Source organism: Salinicoccus sp. CNSTN-B1 (assembly GCF_054792835.1).
Map to the genome: position 1 here is coordinate 149,301 of NZ_JBTWMN010000004.1, position 18,613 is coordinate 167,913.

General features: G+C 43.6%; 15 protein-coding genes and 3 pseudogenes. 14 read left to right on the forward strand and 4 right to left on the reverse strand.

All coding sequences use genetic code 11. The features are described from left to right. The first annotated feature begins 95 nt into the window (after positions 1-95). The 6 genes and pseudogenes from fdhF to ACYF68_RS00990 all read left to right on the forward strand — a co-directional run bounded on the left by fdhF (position 96) and on the right by ACYF68_RS00990 (position 8,443). Entirely contained in the window at positions 96-3,044 is a 2,949-nt protein-coding gene (gene fdhF, locus ACYF68_RS00965) for a formate dehydrogenase subunit alpha (protein WP_461045103.1), read from the forward strand. Then, on the forward strand, positions 3,044-3,658 hold the full coding sequence (locus ACYF68_RS00970) for a helical membrane plugin domain-containing protein (protein ID WP_461045104.1): 615 nt from the start codon (positions 3,044-3,046) through the stop codon (positions 3,656-3,658). The genes fdhF and ACYF68_RS00970 overlap by 1 nt, the downstream gene beginning before the upstream one ends. Before the next feature lie 69 nt (positions 3,659-3,727). Further along, positions 3,728-4,276 (forward strand): DUF488 domain-containing protein, encoded by a 549-nt coding sequence (locus ACYF68_RS00975; protein ID WP_461045105.1) that lies wholly within the window; start codon positions 3,728-3,730, stop codon positions 4,274-4,276. Between the two features lie 51 nt (positions 4,277-4,327). Continuing rightward, positions 4,328-4,996: pseudogene (locus ACYF68_RS00980) on the forward strand (ABC transporter ATP-binding protein); the annotation flags it as partial. A gap of 280 nt (positions 4,997-5,276) precedes the next feature. Continuing rightward, positions 5,277-6,789: pseudogene (locus ACYF68_RS00985) on the forward strand (ABC transporter permease/substrate-binding protein). Positions 6,790-6,959: 170 nt separating this feature from the next. Beyond that, positions 6,960-8,443, forward strand: a pseudogene (locus tag ACYF68_RS00990) (BCCT family transporter). A 118-nt stretch (positions 8,444-8,561) separates the two neighbouring features. On the opposite strand, the gene ACYF68_RS00995 reads toward ACYF68_RS00990, so the two are convergent. Next, positions 8,562-9,233: an RluA family pseudouridine synthase gene (locus ACYF68_RS00995; protein ID WP_461045106.1), complete on the reverse strand. Its 672-nt coding sequence runs from the start codon at positions 9,231-9,233 to the stop codon at positions 8,562-8,564. Between the two features lie 178 nt (positions 9,234-9,411). After that, positions 9,412-9,723, reverse strand: coding sequence for a rhodanese-like domain-containing protein (locus tag ACYF68_RS01000; protein WP_461045107.1), 312 nt, complete (start codon positions 9,721-9,723; stop codon positions 9,412-9,414). Between the two features lie 287 nt (positions 9,724-10,010). Here ACYF68_RS01000 and ACYF68_RS01005 point away from each other — a divergent pair, with 287 nt between their 5' ends. The 6 genes from ACYF68_RS01005 to ACYF68_RS01030 all read left to right on the forward strand — a co-directional run bounded on the left by ACYF68_RS01005 (position 10,011) and on the right by ACYF68_RS01030 (position 14,499). After that, positions 10,011-10,793 carry a gluconate 2-dehydrogenase subunit 3 family protein gene (locus ACYF68_RS01005; RefSeq protein ID WP_461045108.1) on the forward strand — a complete coding sequence of 261 codons (783 nt, stop codon included), beginning with the start codon at positions 10,011-10,013 and terminating at the stop codon, positions 10,791-10,793. Further along, a complete protein-coding gene (locus ACYF68_RS01010) occupies positions 10,794-12,068 on the forward strand; it encodes a GMC family oxidoreductase N-terminal domain-containing protein (protein WP_461045109.1) in 1,275 nt (424 codons plus the stop codon). A gap of 20 nt (positions 12,069-12,088) precedes the next feature. After that, complete coding sequence (locus tag ACYF68_RS01015; protein WP_461045110.1) at positions 12,089-12,544, forward strand: GMC oxidoreductase; 456 nt, start codon at positions 12,089-12,091, stop codon at positions 12,542-12,544. A 369-nt stretch (positions 12,545-12,913) separates the two neighbouring features. Then, positions 12,914-13,471, forward strand: coding sequence for a hypothetical protein (locus ACYF68_RS01020; RefSeq protein ID WP_461045111.1), 558 nt, complete (start codon positions 12,914-12,916; stop codon positions 13,469-13,471). Next, the gene (locus ACYF68_RS01025) at positions 13,419-13,640 is read left to right on the forward strand and encodes an aggregation-promoting factor C-terminal-like domain-containing protein (protein ID WP_461045112.1); all 222 of its coding nucleotides are present in this window, start codon (positions 13,419-13,421) and stop codon (positions 13,638-13,640) included. The genes ACYF68_RS01020 and ACYF68_RS01025 overlap by 53 nt, the downstream gene beginning before the upstream one ends. Positions 13,641-13,839: 199 nt before the next feature. Continuing rightward, positions 13,840-14,499, forward strand: coding sequence for a metal-dependent transcriptional regulator (locus tag ACYF68_RS01030; RefSeq protein WP_461045113.1), 660 nt, complete (start codon positions 13,840-13,842; stop codon positions 14,497-14,499). Positions 14,500-14,567: 68 nt separating this feature from the next. Here the strand turns inward: ACYF68_RS01030 and ACYF68_RS01035 are convergent, their stop codons facing one another. Next, on the reverse strand, positions 14,568-15,986 hold the full coding sequence (locus ACYF68_RS01035; protein WP_461045114.1) for a polysaccharide deacetylase family protein: 1,419 nt from the start codon (positions 15,984-15,986) through the stop codon (positions 14,568-14,570). A gap of 93 nt (positions 15,987-16,079) precedes the next feature. Beyond that, a complete protein-coding gene (locus tag ACYF68_RS01040) occupies positions 16,080-16,670 on the reverse strand; it encodes a TetR/AcrR family transcriptional regulator (RefSeq protein ID WP_344700718.1) in 591 nt (196 codons plus the stop codon). Between the two features lie 149 nt (positions 16,671-16,819). Between ACYF68_RS01040 and ACYF68_RS01045 the strand changes: the two genes are divergently transcribed. Then, the gene (locus ACYF68_RS01045; RefSeq protein ID WP_461045115.1) at positions 16,820-17,398 is read left to right on the forward strand and encodes a YhgE/Pip domain-containing protein; all 579 of its coding nucleotides are present in this window, start codon (positions 16,820-16,822) and stop codon (positions 17,396-17,398) included. Next, positions 17,395-18,471 (forward strand): YhgE/Pip family protein, encoded by a 1,077-nt coding sequence (locus tag ACYF68_RS01050; RefSeq protein WP_461045116.1) that lies wholly within the window; start codon positions 17,395-17,397, stop codon positions 18,469-18,471. The genes ACYF68_RS01045 and ACYF68_RS01050 overlap by 4 nt, the downstream gene beginning before the upstream one ends. Positions 18,472-18,613 lie beyond the last annotated feature (142 nt).

Below are 18,613 nucleotides of genomic sequence, written 5' to 3' on the forward strand. Positions count from 1 at the left end.
AAAGTCTTTTCCTATATAAAAGCTTATAAAAATGTTTGGATTCGTTTTCATAAGGGAAATACTTTATAAATCTGTCTAATAAGGGGAATCTTATCATGCAGCCTTTCGATGTTTCTTTAAACGGCAGTACACAATCAATCGAAGAAAATACTACAGCTTTGAATTATTTGAAGAACACTAACCTAGAACCACCGAACCTCTGTTATCATCCAAGCCTTGGTGCGATTGAAACATGTGATACATGCATCATAAAAGTCAATGGAGAATTTGTACGTTCATGTTCCACAGAATTACAGCCTGGAGATGTGGTGGAAACACTTGGTGATGACGTGCATGAAGCGCAACTTATCGCAATGGATCGTATACTCGGTAATCACGAGCTCTATTGTACAGTATGTGATTTCAACAACGGGAACTGTGAGATACATAATACAGTGAAAGAGATGAGAATCGAACACCAGGACACTCCCCATGAAACAAAGGGGGCGGAAATCAATCGAAATGCATTCTACCGCTATGATCCTGACCAGTGTATTCTATGTGGACGCTGTGTCGAGGCGTGCCAAGACCTCCAGGTCAACGAAACACTCCTGATTGACTGGACTCTCGAAAAGCCAAGGGTCATATGGGACAATGATACGACGATAGATGAATCATCCTGTGTAAACTGCGGACATTGTGCGACGGTATGTCCTTGTAATGCCATGATGGAGACTGGTATGGAAGGGGAGGCCGGTTTCCTGACCGGGATGGCGCAAGAATCATTCAGACCAATGGTCAACATAACTAAAGATGTAGAAACTGGCTATGGCTCTTTGATGACCCTTTCAGATATGGAAGCCCAGATGCGCGAAGAAAGAATTGAAAAGACAAAAACCGTATGTACCTACTGCGGAGTCGGCTGTTCTTTCGATGTCTGGACAAAAGGCCGCGAAATATTAAAAATAGAACCTCAGGAGGAGGCGCCTGCTAACGGTATCTCCACGTGTGTTAAAGGGAAGTTTGGATGGGATTACGTCAATAGTGAAGAACGTCTGAAAAAACCACTGATACGAGAGGGCGATGCCTTCCGCGAAGCAGAATGGGAAGAGGCGCTTGACCTTATAGAAAGTAAATTCAAAGAAACATTGAGTAAGAAGGGGCCAGATGCGTTAGCATTCATCTCTTCCTCAAAGTGTACGAATGAAGAATCCTATTTAATGCAGAAATTGGGACGAGGTGTCATCGGTACAAATAATATCGATAATTGTTCCAGATATTGCCAATCTCCAGCTACTATGGGGCTATGGCGTACGGTCGGATACGGTGGGGACTCCGGTAGCATCACGGATATCGGTCAAGCTGAACTTGTCATTACAATCGGGTCCAACACAGCAGAATCACATCCTGTACTCGCAACACGTGTCAAGCGTGCCCAGAAACTGTATGGCCAAAAAGTGATTGTCGCAGACTTGCGCAAACATGAAATGGCAGATCGTGCGGATTTGTTTGTCAGACCTGCACCCGGCAGTGACCTAGTATGGCTATCTGCTGTCACGAAATATATCATCGATCAGGGGTGGCATGACGAAACCTTCTTGAGTGAGCATGTCAATGATGTCGAAGAGTACATCAGAAGTCTAGATAAATACACACTGGATTATGCTTCCGAAACCACAGGAATGTCGAAAGATGAACTGATTGAGATAGCCACCTCCATTCACCAGGCCGAAACCACTTCCATACTTTGGGCCATGGGTGTCACACAACATGGTGGGGGCAGTGATACAAGTACGGCCATATCCAACCTATTGCTCGTTACAGGCAACTATATGAAACCAGGTGCCGGAGCATACCCTCTGCGTGGACACAATAACGTTCAAGGAGCTAGTGACTTCGGCAGCATGCCGGACCGTTTCCCAGGTTATCAGTTTGTTACTGATGACGAGGTAAGGGCACGCTTTGAGAAGAGTTGGGGCTCTGAAATACCGAAGGAACCAGGCTTGAATAACCATGAAATGGTTGACGCCATACACGATGGCAAATTAGATGTCCTCTATCTTAAGGGTGAAGATATGGGCATCGTCGATTCTAATATCAACTATGTACATTCCGCTTTTGAGAAACTCGATTTCTTCGTAGTTCAGGATATATTCTTCTCCAAAACATGTGAATACGCCGATGTCGTCCTCCCTGCCAGTCCGAGTCTTGAGAAAGATGGGACTTTTGTCAATACAGAAAGGCGTTTCCAGCGTCTCTACAAAGTTTTGGATCCGCTCGGAGATTCTAAACCAGATTGGCAGATCATCGTCGAAATCGCCAACCGTATGGGGGCTGACTGGGATTATGGCCACCCTTCAGAAATCATGGATGAGGCAGCTTCATTAACACCGATGTTTGCAGGTGTAAGCTATGACCGACTCGAGGGGTATGATAGTCTGCAATGGCCTGTAGATGCAGATGGTACTGATACGCCACTCCTATTCGAAGACAAGTTCCCATTCCCTGATGGCAAAGCCCGTTTGTGGCCGGTGGATTGGACAAAGCCAGTGGAATTTGGTGAAGATTACGACCTACATGTCAACAATGGCCGTATACTCGAGCACTTCCACGAAGGGAACATGACCTATAAATCTGAAGGCATCACCAGAAAGACTCCGAAAGTATTCCTTGAAGTTTCACACGAACTTGCCAAGGAACGTAATCTGGAAGATGGCACAGTAGTCAGATTAACCTCGCCTTACGGTAGCGTCAAAGTAAGTTGCATCGTTACAGACCGGGTGTTCGGCAATCAGCTTTATCTGCCGATGAACACTAATGGTGAAGGCGCGATAAACTACTTGACCAGTTCCCACTCCGATAAAGACACGGATACACCTGCATATAAGGAAGTCTCCGTTAAAATGGAGGTTCTCGAACCGAAAGGAGAGAGCCCAATGCCTAGAATCAACCACCGTAATGGAAATCCTCAGCCTCAGATAGGCGTACGCGTCGAGGAGAAGTGGGCAAGAGATGATTATATCTTCCCAGGTGATATCGTAAAGGAAAGAAGGTCGAATAAATAATGGCAAGAGCGACAAAAGTCATCCATAAAATGAAAGTCGACCCGGAAGTTGAGCATGATAAGGCATTGCACGAAATCGAAGAGTTGTTTATAGAACATAAAGATTCATTGAACGATGTTCTTAAAATGATGGAAAAAATGCGTGAGCGTGAATTTTTCAATATAGCAAATGCCTCGCTTGGTCAAAGCAGTAAAATCGTCACTCGCCTTGTTACAGCCTTGGACGGTTCCAAGGCGCCTCATTCAATCCATAATCTGCTGCTGCTTTTTGAACTGCTCAGTAGCCTCGATATGGATAGTCTGGAGCCCGTCGCCCATAAATTGAATAATGGGATTGCCCAAGCTGCCAAATATGACAAAAGTGACCGATCTTCCGGTTACAGGGAGCTCTTCGCCGCATTGAAAGACCCGGAAGTCCTGGCAGGGCTAAATATGGCGCTACAGATACTAAAAGGGCTGGGACAGAAGGATTCTTCGAAAAAAAATGATTCTGTCACTGGTTCTAGCAAAAGAAGCACGCGCGCCAGCAGATCAAATTCATCCATGAAATGGTACCCACTCGTATTAGGTGCCGCTGCTGTAAGTGTGCCGCTGCTTTTAAAATTTAAAAATTAACAGAGTCCCCTGCTTATTGCCAGGGGACTTCTAATGAATCAAGAATGTTAGACTGGAGGAGTGGCTGTTATGGACATTTATACAGTGGGGCATTCCACAAATAGCCAAACCGACTTCCTAAAATTGCTCGCTTATGAAAAGATTGATTATATTGCTGATATACGAGCATTTCCCCATAGCCGTAAACATCCTTATTTTGATATAGAACAAATGAGCGAATGGCTCGAAGAATCACATATAACCTATCGGCATCATCCGCTTCTCGGTGGTAGAAAAAGCATCTCCTCCGTAGTGGGGAGTAATCTGAACGATGGATGGCGCAACCAATCGTTTCATAATTACGCCGATTACACCCTGACAGATGAGTTTATGGAAGGGATTCAAGAAATCAAAGCCATAGCTGATGACTATAAAGTAGCCTGCATGTGTTCTGAAAGACACCCTGCACGCTGCCACCGGCTTATAATCAGCAATTGGATGGCAGCAAACGGTTGGGATGTGCACCATCTGATCTATGACAAGGAGGCCCCCCAGGTTGTTGAACATGAGCTCGGGAAGTGGGGCGCCATGCCTATTATTGAAGAAGATGGTACAGTCGTCTATCCTGCCGAGACCTGACCTTCCCATCCATTCACATACCTAATAAGTCATTTAACTAGGAGAGACTCTATGATTAAATTTGAAAATGTTACCAAGCGGTACGGCGACAAGTTAGCGGTCGAAGATGTAAGCTTCAACATTGAAGAAGGCGAGACTTTTGTTCTGATCGGCCCTTCAGGTTGTGGCAAGACCACCACTTTGAAGATGATCAACCGGCTTATTTCCTTATCAAATGGATATATTTATTTCAAGGATAACCCCATCAGTGAATATCCGGTCTATGAAATGCGGTGGGATATCGGTTATGTCCTACAGCAGATTGCATTGTTCCCGCACATGACCATCAAAGAAAATATAGCTCAGGTACCACAGATGAAGAAGTGGTCCACCAAGGAGATTGACGCCCGGATAGACGAGCTGATGAATATGGTCGGACTTGAACCCAAACAGTTTAAAAATCGCTATCCGGGTGAACTATCCGGGGTCAGCAGCAGCGGGTGGGGGTCGTCCGGGCTCTTGCAGCAGATCCGCCTGTCATCCTCATGGATGAACCATTCAGCGCACTTGATCCGATCAGTCGGGAAAAACTCCAGGATGATCTTGTAGACCTTCAGAAAAAGATTAAAAAAACCATTGTGTTTGTCACACACGATATTCAGGAAGCTTTGAAACTTGGTGACAGAATCTGTTTGCTGCGGGAAGGTAGAGTTGAACAAATCGGCACTCCTGACGAATTCATGTCACAACCTGCCAATGATTTCGTCAGGGAATTCATTGGCGACCTGGATAATTATCGTATGCAACAAGTGGCTTTAGGCGAATTGGCTAAAGAAATACCCCCATTAGATGGGGAGGAAAATATCGGTGTTCCTGAACTTTCAGGCAATGCTTCTCTTCGTGATGCATTTGATCGCTTGTCGGAAAATGACAGTGTAATCGTCCTTACTGACCAGGGCAGGAAGCGGATCCGTCCCAAAGATGTTTTCAGGTACATGTCTAGCAGCAAGGAGGAGCGCTAATGAGTACTTTTTTCGAAACTTTCAGCAATAGAAAAGGCGAACTCCTCACCACTTTGATAGAACATATCCAGATTTCATTCATCGCTTTACTTATTGCAGTCCTTATAGGAGTACCACTTGGCATCGCACTTACGAAAACAAAAAAGCTATCGGAAGCAGTCATCAATACTGCAGCTGTCTTGCAGACGATACCTTCTCTCGCACTGCTCGGCTTGATGATACCTTTGTTTGGCATTGGTAAAGTGCCGGCAGTGATTGCCCTCGTCATATACGCATTGCTGCCAATACTCAGAAACACATTTACGGGCATCGATGAAGTGGATGATTCCTTGGTTGAAGCAGCGAGCGGGATAGGCATGAAGCCAATGAGACGTCTGACAAAGGTTGAACTTCCCATTGCAATGCCTGTCATAATGGCTGGTATACGTACAGCCATGGTACTTATCATTGGAACAGCGACACTCGCGGCGTTAATCGGGGCTGGCGGTCTCGGGACTTGATATTACTCGGGATCGACCGCAACAACACTTCCCTGATTATACTCGGTGCTATTCCTGCAGCATTGCTTGCGATATTCTTTGATGTTGCGCTTCGGATAATCCAGAATCTATCCTATAAGAAAATAACCATTACGCTCGGTGCAATACTTCTGGCCATGTTGCTGATCTCAGTAGGGCCGCTCTTCTCCCAAAAGGAAGAAACAGTGACCATCGCCGGAAAACTTGGAACAGAGCCTTCCATCATCACAAATATGTATAAAATACTTATTGAAGAAGAAACAGACTATGCAGTTAAAGTCGAAGATGGACTCGGTAAGACTTCTTTCCTATTCAGTGCCTTGAAATCCGATGACATTGACGGCTATCTTGAGTTTACAGGGACAGTCCTTGGCGAGTTGACTAAGGAAGAGCTTGACTCCAAAGAAGAAGAAGCTGTCTATGAACAGGCCAAATCCAGCCTGGAGGATGAATTTGATATGACGCTTCTTAAACCGATGGAATACAATAATACCTATACACTTGCCGTAAAGGAAGAGTTTGCAGAAGAGAATGATCTTGAAACGATAGGGGACCTAAGAAGTATAGAAGATGAGATAAAACCTGGTTTCACACTTGAATTCAGCGACAGGACAGATGGCTATCCAGCCATAAAAGAAACGTATGACCTCGACTTCAACAATGTACGCACAATGGAACCGAGCCTGAGGTACCAGGCGGTGGAGAGTGGTGACATCAATCTTGTCGATGCATATTCAACTGATGCTGAACTCAGACAATTCGGGATGGTAATCCTGGAGGATGACCAGAATGTATTCCCCCTTACCAAGGTGCACCTCTTTTCAAGGAGGCCTATTTGGAGGAGCATCCCGAAATAGTAGAACCATTGAACAAGTTGGCAGGTAAAATATCGAACGAAGAAATGCAGGAGATGAACTATAGAGTTGCGGTTGAAAATGAAGACCCTTACCGCGTTGCAAAAGATTATCTTGTTAAAGCCAACTTGGTAGAATAGCCATGTGATTGGAATGCCTGCTGATAGATCAGCAGGCATTCCAACCTCCATGGGCATTTCCCGGGAAACATCATATTCTTTCATATATAGGAGTGGTTGAATTGAATGATAAAAAATCAATTAGTTCAGTATTTTGGTGGGCTTTAGCCATCTGTATCCTCTTCGTGGCAGTGGGAGCAGCCGTACCTAAGAGACTGGAGTCATCTACGCAGTATGTAACATCACTCATATCCACAAATTTCAGCTGGTACTATCTGCTGTTGGTATTGGCCATACTTTTTGTCTGTATCTATCTTCTTTTTCCAGATTCAGCAACATCACCCTTGGTAAGGAAGGAGAAGAACCTGAATTTTCCCTCCATTCATGGTTTGCGATGCTCTTCAGTGCCGGAATGGGCATAGGGCTAGTTTTCTGGACCACAGCCGAACCAATCAGCCATGCTTTTTCTTCATCACCTATTGCATCCCCCGGGTCGCAGCAAGCCATTGATCAGGCTATGCAGTTCTCCTTCTTCCACTGGGGCATACACGCATGGGCGGTGTATGGCATAGTGGCACTTGTGTTTGCCTACTTTAATTTTCACAAAGGCTATAAAGGCCTCGTAAGCGCCACGTTAACGCCTTTGTTTGGGAAAAAATTGATGCAGGGTGCCCTAGGCACCTTCCTGGATGTGCTTGCTGTAATCGCTACAGTGACGGGAGTAGCTGCAACCCTCGGTTTTGGCGCCTTACAGATCAATCAGGGATTCAACTTCCTGTTTGGGATTCCCGCTAATTTTCTTGTCCAATTCCTCATCATAGCCGTAGCGACTCTGCTCTTCACATGGTCGACCTGGTCTGGGATCGATAAGGGGATTAAAATGTTGAGCAATTTCAATATGGTCATTGCAGTGGTAGTACTGATCGGCCTTTTCCTTGTTGGCCCTACACTTTATGTCCTTAATATGTTTACCAATTCTCTTGGGAATTATATTTCCGGATTCTTCGATATGAGCTTGAGACTGCCCATGAATGACAGTGATGCATTTGCATGGCTTGAAAATTGGACCGTTTTCTACTGGGCATGGTGGATTTCCTGGGCTCCATTTGTCGGTATCTTCATCGCCCGTGTGTCGAAAGGGCGGACCATCAAAGAATTCATATTGGGCGTTTTATTTGCTCCGACACTCGTATGCTTCATATTCTTTGCGGTATTTGGAGGTTCGGCAATCAATCTGCAGGAGAATGGCATAGCGGATATTTCAGGATTCGCAACGGAAACTGCGACGTTTGCAATGTTTGAGAATTATCCTTTAGGTTTCCTGTTGAGTCTGCTTACCCTTATCGTCATCGCGGTATTCTTTATCACATCTGCCGACTCGGCGACATACGTGATCGGGATGTTGACGACAAATGGAAATAATTTTCCAAGTGGCATAGTCAAGATCATCTGGGGCATCACCTTATCCGCCTTCGCCCTCATCATGATCTACACGGGCGGCACACAAGGTATACAAAACCTACTGATTATCGCGGCACTACCATTTTCACTTGTCATCATCTTTATGATGTGGTCACTGTTCCGGTCATTAAAGGAAGATCATCCCCGTTATCCGGCTAGGACTAAAGTATTTGAAGCCAAAGATTTGAAGACTGGATTAAAAGAAGAAGATTAATTACAAATGCCGCCATTGACCTGAACACAAAACCTCAAGGATTTATCATAAAACCCCCTCCTAAATCAATTTATTGACTAGGGAGGGGGTTTTATATGGACTGGGGTTCTTCATTAATTCACATATAATAGGACCAGGGATACGTTTCTGGTGGTGGGCACTCCACAACAACCATCTCGTCTTTTGTAGGATGCTTCACACTCAATTTCGAGGCCCAAAGTGCTATTTGCTGACCTGGCTTATTTATACTTCGACCGTACTTCTGATCACCATAAAGAGGTGTCCCCTGATTGGCCAGCTGGACCCTTATCTGGTGGGAACGTCCTGTCTTCAATTCAATTTCAATCAGACTGCCTTCTTCGTTGCTTTTTAGAACTTTGTAATCCATCACTGCCTGTTTAGCATCTTTTTTATCCGGCTTGACCACACTTACTATATTTTTGCTGCGGTCCTTCCAAAGATAATCGGTCAACCTACCCCGGTCTTCAGGCAGATGTCCACGCGTTACAGCAACATACTTACGATAAATCTGATGAGTCCTCAATGCTTCGGATAATCTTGAAGCGGCTTTTGAAGTCCTCGCAAACACAATCGCGCCTCCCACAGGGCGATCAAGCCTGTGTACCAGTCCCAGGTAGACGTCCCCTGGCTTGTTGTACTTTTCTTTAATGTACCCTTTTAATATATTCAGTAGATCCTCGTCTTTCGAATCATCTCCTTGCACAAGTAGATTCACTGGCTTCTCAACAATAAGAAGATGATTGTCTTCATACAGAACCTTAATATCCATACCCACACTCCCATTATTCTTATATGGCCATTGATGCCGAATCATGCTTTTACACCGAGTAAACCATTCCTTTCCAATGTACCATGCATTACTCAGATTACAATCCCGACTATTGTACAACCACCCATTTGTGTAGTATCACCCGAATATTAATTTGAATGGTACTGTCAGTTTCTTATTATTTCCCTGTCACTTGCTTGCCTCGCCACTGGTTCATTCCGCCATGGACATTTATGGCTTCTACACCATTTTTTCTGAGGATTTTTGTCGCTTTCCTACTTCTCATGCCGGATTGGCAGATGATATAGACTGGCTTTGAGTCATCTTTGTAATCAGTTATCTTATTTAATGGTAGGTTGATCGATCTTCTGATATGACCGGAACGGTATTCTCCTGGAGTTCTTACATCGAGTAGTTTGCTATTCCTTTGCAGTGCTTCAGCCAATTCTTCCGTGGAAACAGATTTTACTGGATTAAATATTGAAAACATCTGTATCCTCCTTTCTACTAACTCCTATTATACCCCTGGTGGTATTGCTTTTCCAACCGATTACCCTTAAAAAGTCGTTCTATTAATTCCATTTCATGAGCCACAACCGTCTTGATATATCTATTCACATAAATTTATATCCAACATTTGATTGTTTCTGAATAGAGCGGCAATACACTATTTTTTTTATTTTCATATGCTCATTGACAACGCTAAGTTTAAAGTTAGACTTAAAGTATGGATATGTCCAGTTTATGTCTAAATAACCCTATGGAAGGAGAATGACTATGAGCGGCAATGATAATGAAAAGCAATTTTCGAGACGTGACTTTTTGAAGACCACCGGAGTATTTACCGGCGGAATCATTGGAGGTTCTTTACTCGGCGGGGTCGTCATGGATCAAACGGACCTATTCGATGATGAAGAAACCGCAACTTCCAATGAAACAACCGGATCCGATTCTGGTGCCGAAGACGGCAATGTGGCTGCACGTACTTTCTTCAGCCGGAGTGAAGATTTCGAAACGTTGGCTGCAGCCACTGAGCGTATCTATCCTGAAGATGACAATGGTCCTGGGGCTATTGCCCTCGGCGTGCCTTACTTCATCGATCGCCAGATGAGTGGGTTCTACGGCCAGAACAGCCAAGATTACACAATGGGGCCTTTTAAACCGATGGCTTCAGACACACATGGACTTCAGGCAAAACTGATACGTGGGGACATATTCCTTTTCGGTTTGAGACGTCTGGATGAAGTGAGCAACGAAAAACATGATAAGGCGTTCCCGGATCTTGACGGGGAAGCACAAGATGAAATCTTGAAAAGTTTCGAAGCAGGGGACGTTGACATTAAAGGGGTAACTTCTGAATTCTTCTTTAACCTGCTCAGAAATATGACAATAGAAGGCGTCTATTCTGATCCTGCATATGGTGGCAATAAGGATATGCAAGGATGGAAAATGATCGAATATCCTGGACCGCGTATGGGATGGATTAATGAAATAGAATCAAAAGAGTTCCAGTCATTGGAACCAGAAGCATTGAGGCAATATCAGGGAGGTGGCATATAGATGGCCGAAAAGTTAGATAAGGTGGACGTCGTTGTAGTAGGTATGGGATGGGCCGGAGGCATCGTAAGCGCCGAGATGGCTAAAGCTGGAAAAAAGGTTGTGGCACTGGAAAAAGGTGTCGATAAAACCCGGGAAGATTATGTCGGCGTCAAAGATGAACTGAGGTTCGATAACCGATATCAAATCATGCAGGAACTTTCAGGGGATACCATCACCTCAAGGAATGAAATCGATGAAACTGCTTTGCCGGTGCGCACAATGGAAGATATGCAGCTTGGAACTGGTGTCGGCGGAGCCAGCGTACACTGGGCTGGTGCCTCGTACCGCTATTGGCCATATGAGTTCGAAATACGGAGCCAGACGATCGATCGTTACGGTGAAGATAAAATCCCTGAAGATATGAACCTTCAGGATTGGGGCATTACTTATGATGAGATGGAGAAATACTACGAGAAGTGGGAATATACTGCGGGCATTTCAGGAGAGCAGGACCCAATGGCACCAAAGAGAAAGAAACCATGGCCAAACCCACCTCTAAAAGAAACACCTTCGTTGAAGCTCTTTAAGGATGCGGCAAAGAATCTCGGCCTGCACCCTTTCCAGATTGCAGCAGGCAACCTCTCACAAAATTACGAGAATCCAGATGGGGAACAGCTCAACGCCTGCATGTACTGTTCATTCTGTACACGAGCCGGGTGTGATTTCTCTGCTAAATCAGATCCTATCGCAACCGTAGTAAAAACTGCTTCAAGACAGGATAACTTCGAACTGAGGACACGTGCGAATGTACGCCGTGTACTGTACGATGATGATTCTAAGAAAGCAACTGGTGTCATGTATGTTGACGAAGCCACCGGTGACGAATATGAGCAACCTGCAGATGTAGTCGTATTGGCAGCATTCGCATTTTCAAATAACCGTCTGTTGATGCTTTCCGATATCGGTGAACAATACGATCCCGAGACGAAAAAAGGTACGATCGGTCGTAATTTCAATGGCCAGTATAACTCTGCTTTCCATGGCGCACGTGGTTATTTCGAAAATGAGAAATTCAACCTTTATATGGGAGCCGGGGCGCTCGGGGCTGCTGTAAACGATTATGCTGCAGATAACTTCGACCACTCGGACCTTGATTTCATCGGCGGCGGTGCCATTGAATTGAGACAATATGGATTTGGAGCTATCTCCAGCAGTGGCCATGTACCAGGAGATACACCAAGCTGGGGAAAGAGTACAAGGACAAATCACTCCATTATGCCTATCGTTCATTGGTAATATGGTATACAGCGATTACCATGTCCTACTGGCATAACTACCTCGACCTTGATCCAACATATAAAGATGAATATGGCGATCCTCTCTTACGCGCTACTTATAAATTTGGCGATCAGGAAAGGAACATCGGTAAATTCGGCATCGAAAAATGTCACGAAATCATGGAAGAAATGGGTGCTGACATCATCGAAGATGGGGAAGTCCCAGATGAATTCGACCATGTATATGCTGGCGGACACTATACCGGTGGTGTTGTCATGGGAGACGATCCCGAAACATCTGCAGTAAACAACTATCTTCAGATGTGGGATGTAGATAACTTGTTCGTCGTGGGCGGATCTGCCTTCCCACAGTTCGGCGGACACCACCCGACACCTACCATCGGTGCATTGGCATATCGGGCAGCCGAAGGCATTGAAAAATACATGGAAGAAGGAGAACAGCTTGCGACTGCAAGAGGTCGGAGGTACATCTAGACCTCCATCCATTGAAATTTAGGGTGACATCCTCAAACCGCATACAGAACATGCTATAATCCACATCCCGGTGATGTGGATTATTTTCATTTCAGCCGAATTATTGTTTAACTGCTCTAATTTCGGGATAAACTACGTAAAAAAGGCCAATAGAGCATCTTTAGTATAATAATATTCAGAAATAATACAGTAAGATGTCAATATTACACTGTCAGGCCTAAATTGTAATCTCCTTATTATTGGACTGTAACCCACCATCCTCCAATCCATGATATATTATTCAATGTCTTAGAAATAAACACCTTAATCATGATGAACACAACGGTTAGACTACGTTTAATATATACCTTTTTGGAGGATGAAATTTTTATGAAGAAAACAATACTGACTACTACTATGGCACTTGGACTTGGAATCACTTCACTCGCTACTGGCCAATCTGCAGAAGCATCTGCTCAGGACATCAACAAAGAAGAGCTTGCGGCAATGGCCCAAAATGGCGCTGCTGAATTGAACAATGCTCCAATACATGAAGGCGCTTATGAGTATAACTTCACTCTTAACGGTGTGGACTACAGCTTCGAATCCAACGGTACGCAGTACACTTGGTCTTACGGCGGCTACGATAACAGCGTAAGCGTAGCGCCGCAGCCGGAAGCTCAGACTCAAGAGCCTGCACCAAAAGTGACTGAATCCTACGATACACAGGAAACAGTTCAAAACAATACTCAAGAGCAAGCACCTCAACAAACAGAATCTGTTGAAACTTCTACACCTGAACCTGTCCAGGAAACAGTGCAGACACAAAAACAATCTGCTCCAAGCCCACAGGCAGCTTCTAACGGTTCAGTAAAAGAACAGTTCCTCGCTGCTGGTGGTACGCAAGCAATGTGGACTAATATCGTTATGCCAGGAATCAAGCGGTAACCCGAATGCAGTCAATCACCTCGGTTATAGCGGCCTAGGTCAAACAAAAGAACATTGGGGTACTGGATCTGTTGAAACACAGACAAAAGGCATGATCAACTATGCTCAAGAACGTTACGGTTCTGTAGAAGCAGCTATGGCATTCCGTCAGCAAAATAACTGGTGGTAGGATGTAAGTTAGAATATATCAACCCTTATCATGTGGAGGACTTCCATGTGGTAAGGGTTTTTTTCTCACGATTCAATCTTTCACTGTACATAATAAATTTTGTCCTCACGTCATTTATAAACTATAATAATGGTCAGATGTTGTCACAAGACAAATACCAATATGCCTATTCCCAGCCCGGAATATAAGGAGAGTCGAGATGAGTCCTAAAAAAGAAGATTATATTAAAGCACTTTTCGATTTGGGTGGCCAGGCGACAAAAGTGTCTAACAAGGAAATAGCAGAGCGTTTGGGTACATCCCCGCCTACAGTTACGGAAATGATGGTCAGCCTTGAAAAAATAGGGTGGACCGAATATTTTCCTTATAAAGGCAGTCTATTGACTCCCGAAGGGGCTGAGCGTGCAAAACACCTTATCCATAAACATCGTCTATGGGAAGTGTTTCTTGTCGATAATCTGGGGTTTGAAATTGATGAAGTCCATGATGAAGCAGAAGTTTTGGAGCATGCCACCAGTAACGTCCTGGCCGATCGTTTAGAGAAATACCTTGGATACCCTGATTATTGCCCTCATGGAGGTGCCATTCCATTGAATCTGATAGACAATCAGGAACATCACATCTACCGTTTGTCAGAAGCCAAGGAAGAAGAAACATTGCTTATTTCCAGGATAGTCAATGAGAGTGATCTCGTATCCTATTTTAAAAATAAAAAGCTGAATGTCGGAGACAAGTTGACAGTTATCAGCCGTGACTTAGCTAATGATTCACTGTTGGTCAAGAACCTAACCCAAGGTATGGATATAGAGCTACGCAGTTCCGCTTCGCAGTATCTATTCGTAGAACAACCTGATAGCTGATCATACTTCCCATTTAGATAAATCAAAGCCCCGCCGATATCAATTTATGATATCAGCGGGGCAATTTATTAATCCAATTCTGAAACAGTTACAAATTCATACCCTTCAGAAGACAGATATCCCAAAATATCAGGCAGTGCTTGAGCTGTTGTTCCGTGGATATCATGCATTAAAATAATAGCGTCATCATGCATGTTAACTCTTATCCTCTCTTCAATTATATCGGGGTCTTTATTTTTCCAGTCTTCCGTATCTATCGTCCAGAGGACTGGCTCCATGTTGATGAAATTGTTGATCTCCTCATTTGTGCTTCCATACGGCGGTCTGAAGACCGTAGGCTTCAAACCTGTCGCCTGCATTATCAGTTGATTGGTCCGAGATACTTCAAAATCGATCTGTTCAAAGGAAAGTGTGGTGAAATCTGGATGATTCATTGAATGGTTGCCGATCTCATGACCTCTCTCTGCCACCTCTTTTGCTGCATTCATATAATACTCTACCCTTTTGCCCTGCATGAAGAATGTTGCTTTTGCATCATACTGGTCAAGTGTGTTCAATATATTCAAAGTATGCTCTGGATGGGGGCCATCGTCAAAAGTAAGTGCCACTTTCTTTGCTTGTTTATCAATGGATCGTTCAGTATATACTTTCGCTTCTGCATCCTCTTCCTTCTCTGTGTCATCCTCCTCGTCAGACGCAGTCAGGAATTGAGTGTATTCTTCTTTTACAAGATTGCGTGCTTTATCGGAAGGTATCTCAACCTCAATGCTCCCTGCAGCACCCGCTGCTATTTCATATTGATTGAATGACAGACTCAATCCAACATTGGTTATATAAACATTATTAAAGTCATTATCCGGTGCTTCAATCCATTCCTTCAATTCATCTTCAAATAGATAGCGGCTCAAGTCTTCATCTTCTTCTGCATATTCAAGAATATAATCATAGAGTAATCCCCTATTTTCTGCAGTATCATCGAATATTTCCTGACCTTCTATCACTTCTCCTTCTTTTACATCAGCCATTATTATATTCTTTCTCGTCTCGCCATTGGCCCCATATGTAAACATATACGTAGTAAAGTCGAATGTATAAAGGTTGTCATTTACGCGCTCGGTCTCATAGCTGAGGTTGAAAATTGCCTCTTGGCCTGAAGGCGGCGCTTCAAAATCTTCAAGTTGCTTATTGAAATAGCCCCTCTCAGCCTCAATATATTGCTTGATTGCACCATCAATGGAATCAACAGCGGTTTCAGGATATTGCGTGCTTGCATTCAATGTTTCAGTGTCTTCAATTTCAGTAATGATATCTATCCCTGGATAATTCGATTCTTCGATAGACTTAGATTCTTTTTGTTCTATCTCTTCCGGATTGTTTTCTTCGCCTTGGGAGCCTTTTACAGAACTTGTATTCTGCTCTGCCTTTTCGGGGGATTGGCATGCCGCCAATATAATGATAATGGTAAATAGATACAGTAGTTTCTTCAATTCAGTCACCTTCCGCCCACTCTTCAGTTCTGGGTTTACATATTTATCTTGCTATTGCTCGGACAAACCCTTATTCAGCTTATCAGCAGCGGTTCATATATCAACTGCCTTAAACACGCCATTTATGGTGAATGTTTCAATTAGACCCGCCATCTCTTCGGTTGATTCCTGACAGTCATTTTTGAGCCATTTCAAAAATATGCCCATATGTGCATTCGTCACATATGTTATCAAGTAATCCGTAAACCCTTCCGAGTTCAAATCCACACCGAACTCCTCACTCTTCACTTTATAGAAATCATACATATGACGGGAAAAATACTTTGCAAACTCTGTGGTACCCACACTGTTGGCTACCGTCAACACGCGTATTCGGTTTTCCTTAAGGTACTCAAAAACTTTCAGGATAGTCTCTTTAATCTGGCTTTCTGCAATTTCACTGTAGCTTTCACCCACAATGTTACCGTACAACAATGCCTCGATGTCAGAAACAAGCGCGACTTGAAAACTCTCGATCAACTCATATTTGTCGCTGTAATGGCTATAGAAAGTTCCTCTGTTGATCATCGCTTCATCACTTATATCTTTTATCGTAATATTTTCAAATGACTTCTCTTTCAATAGCTTGATGATTGCATCATCTATGCTTTGTAATGTTTTCTGTACCCTTAGATCTTTCTTCAAAAATACCCAACCTTTCTTAGTATTATGTTGGTTATCCTACACAATGGATTATATTAACCATTGAACAATAAGTAAAACGACATATAATATTTTATTGTACACAGTGTTCATTAATTATATTTTAGCACAAATAATGGAAAGGTGATTCAATGTTCCAAGATTTTAAATTTATCTTCAAAAAACCAATGCTTCTAACTTCCCTTCTCGTCATTTCTTTATTACCAGTCATATATGCATCCATCTTTCTCGGTGCCATGTGGAATCCCTATGATCGTACTGATGATATGGCTTTCCATGTCGTGAACGAAGATAAGGGTAACGAAGATATTGATCTAGGCGCAGAAATAGAAGAGGAACTTAAGCGGAATGATCAGCTTGATTGGCAGTTCACCGACTTGAATGAGGCCAAAAAAGCGCTGCAAAAAGGGGATTCGTACGGTTATCTGCGGATTCCTGAAGATGCCTCCGACAATGCAATGACTTTTTTGAGTGATGATCCGAAACCAGTAGATATGGTGTTGAAAACGAACCCAGGGCATAATTTCATCGGCTCGATAATGTCTGAACAGGCAGGTTCCATGCTGACGGATACTGTAAAAACGAGCGTCACTGAAACTTATACATCTACACTCATCGGCCAACTGAATGACCTCTCGGAACAAAGTGATGAAGCCAAGCAGGCATTGGCTGATTTAAAAATGGCGCCCATGATCTCAATGATGGATTGATCGAAGCTGAAGAAAGCACTGCCCAATTGAATCAGGGCTCTGCTGAGGTTAATGAGGGGGCCGCTCAGCTCAGTCAGTCGTCAAAAGCACTTCATGATGGTGAAACGCAGTTCACAGGACAATTGGAACAATTTTCACCAATTCTCGGCAACAATGCCCAGGCGGTCCTGGGTGCACAAAGAGAACTGGAAGACGGTGCAGGGCAAATTGAAGCGGGCAGTTCCCAGTTGGCTCAAGGAGCTAGCGAATTGAATTCCGGTTTATCACAGCTTGAGTCTGGCACAGGGAATTTGGTAGAAGGTTCGGGAGAACTTGCTGGTGCACTCGATGAAATTGATACAAGGTTCAACGAAGTTTTATCCCAGTTGGACGAAAACGATATTGCATTTACAGAAGATGGTGCAAAAGCCATTGCCACACCCGTCAATCTGGATATTGAAAGTATTGTAGATACTCAGAATTATGCCCAGAGCTTTGCGCCGCTCATCATTGCAGTAAGCTTGTTCATCGGCAGCATCACCTTCAATGTCGTCTATCCGATGAATAAGATTTTTGAAGACAGACAATCTGTACTACGCCAGTGGGTGAGCAGAATCTCACTGTTCCTTAGCCATGCCTTATTGATGTCGACACTGTTATATATTGTAATTGTCTGGATTATGCAGATTGAAATCGCCAGTCACGGGAAATTTTTCTTGGCCATGCTAGTGTGGTCGACTGCCTCCATTGCAATGATTGGACTGCTTGTCATGATTTTTGGGAATTTCGGGAAGTTTTTAGGCATTGTACTGCTCATCATTCAATTATCATCAAGTGCCGGTACTTTCCCGATCGAGACCTCAAGCGATTTCTACCAAGGACTCTATCAAGTGGTGCCGATGGCCTTTGTAGTGACCGGTTTCAGGGATGCAGTGTTCAATCAAGGATTCGATTATAATTTCAGTACGGTGATCTATGTATTGCTCGTGACGATACTGGCAGCTTTCATCCTCATATCATTAGTGCTGCTATTGAAGAATAAAATGCCGAAGTATGAAGAAAAAGTCAATAAACTAAGCAAATTTGAAAGTTGATTCTAGCAGGGGCCTACTAAACAAAGTAGGCCCCTTTTTGATGTAATTTACTTAAATGACTGTAAATTTGCATATCTTTAGTAATTTTATTTGTAAAAACCAATTACTTTTGTTATAGTGAATTAAGTTTAGGGAGCCCTAA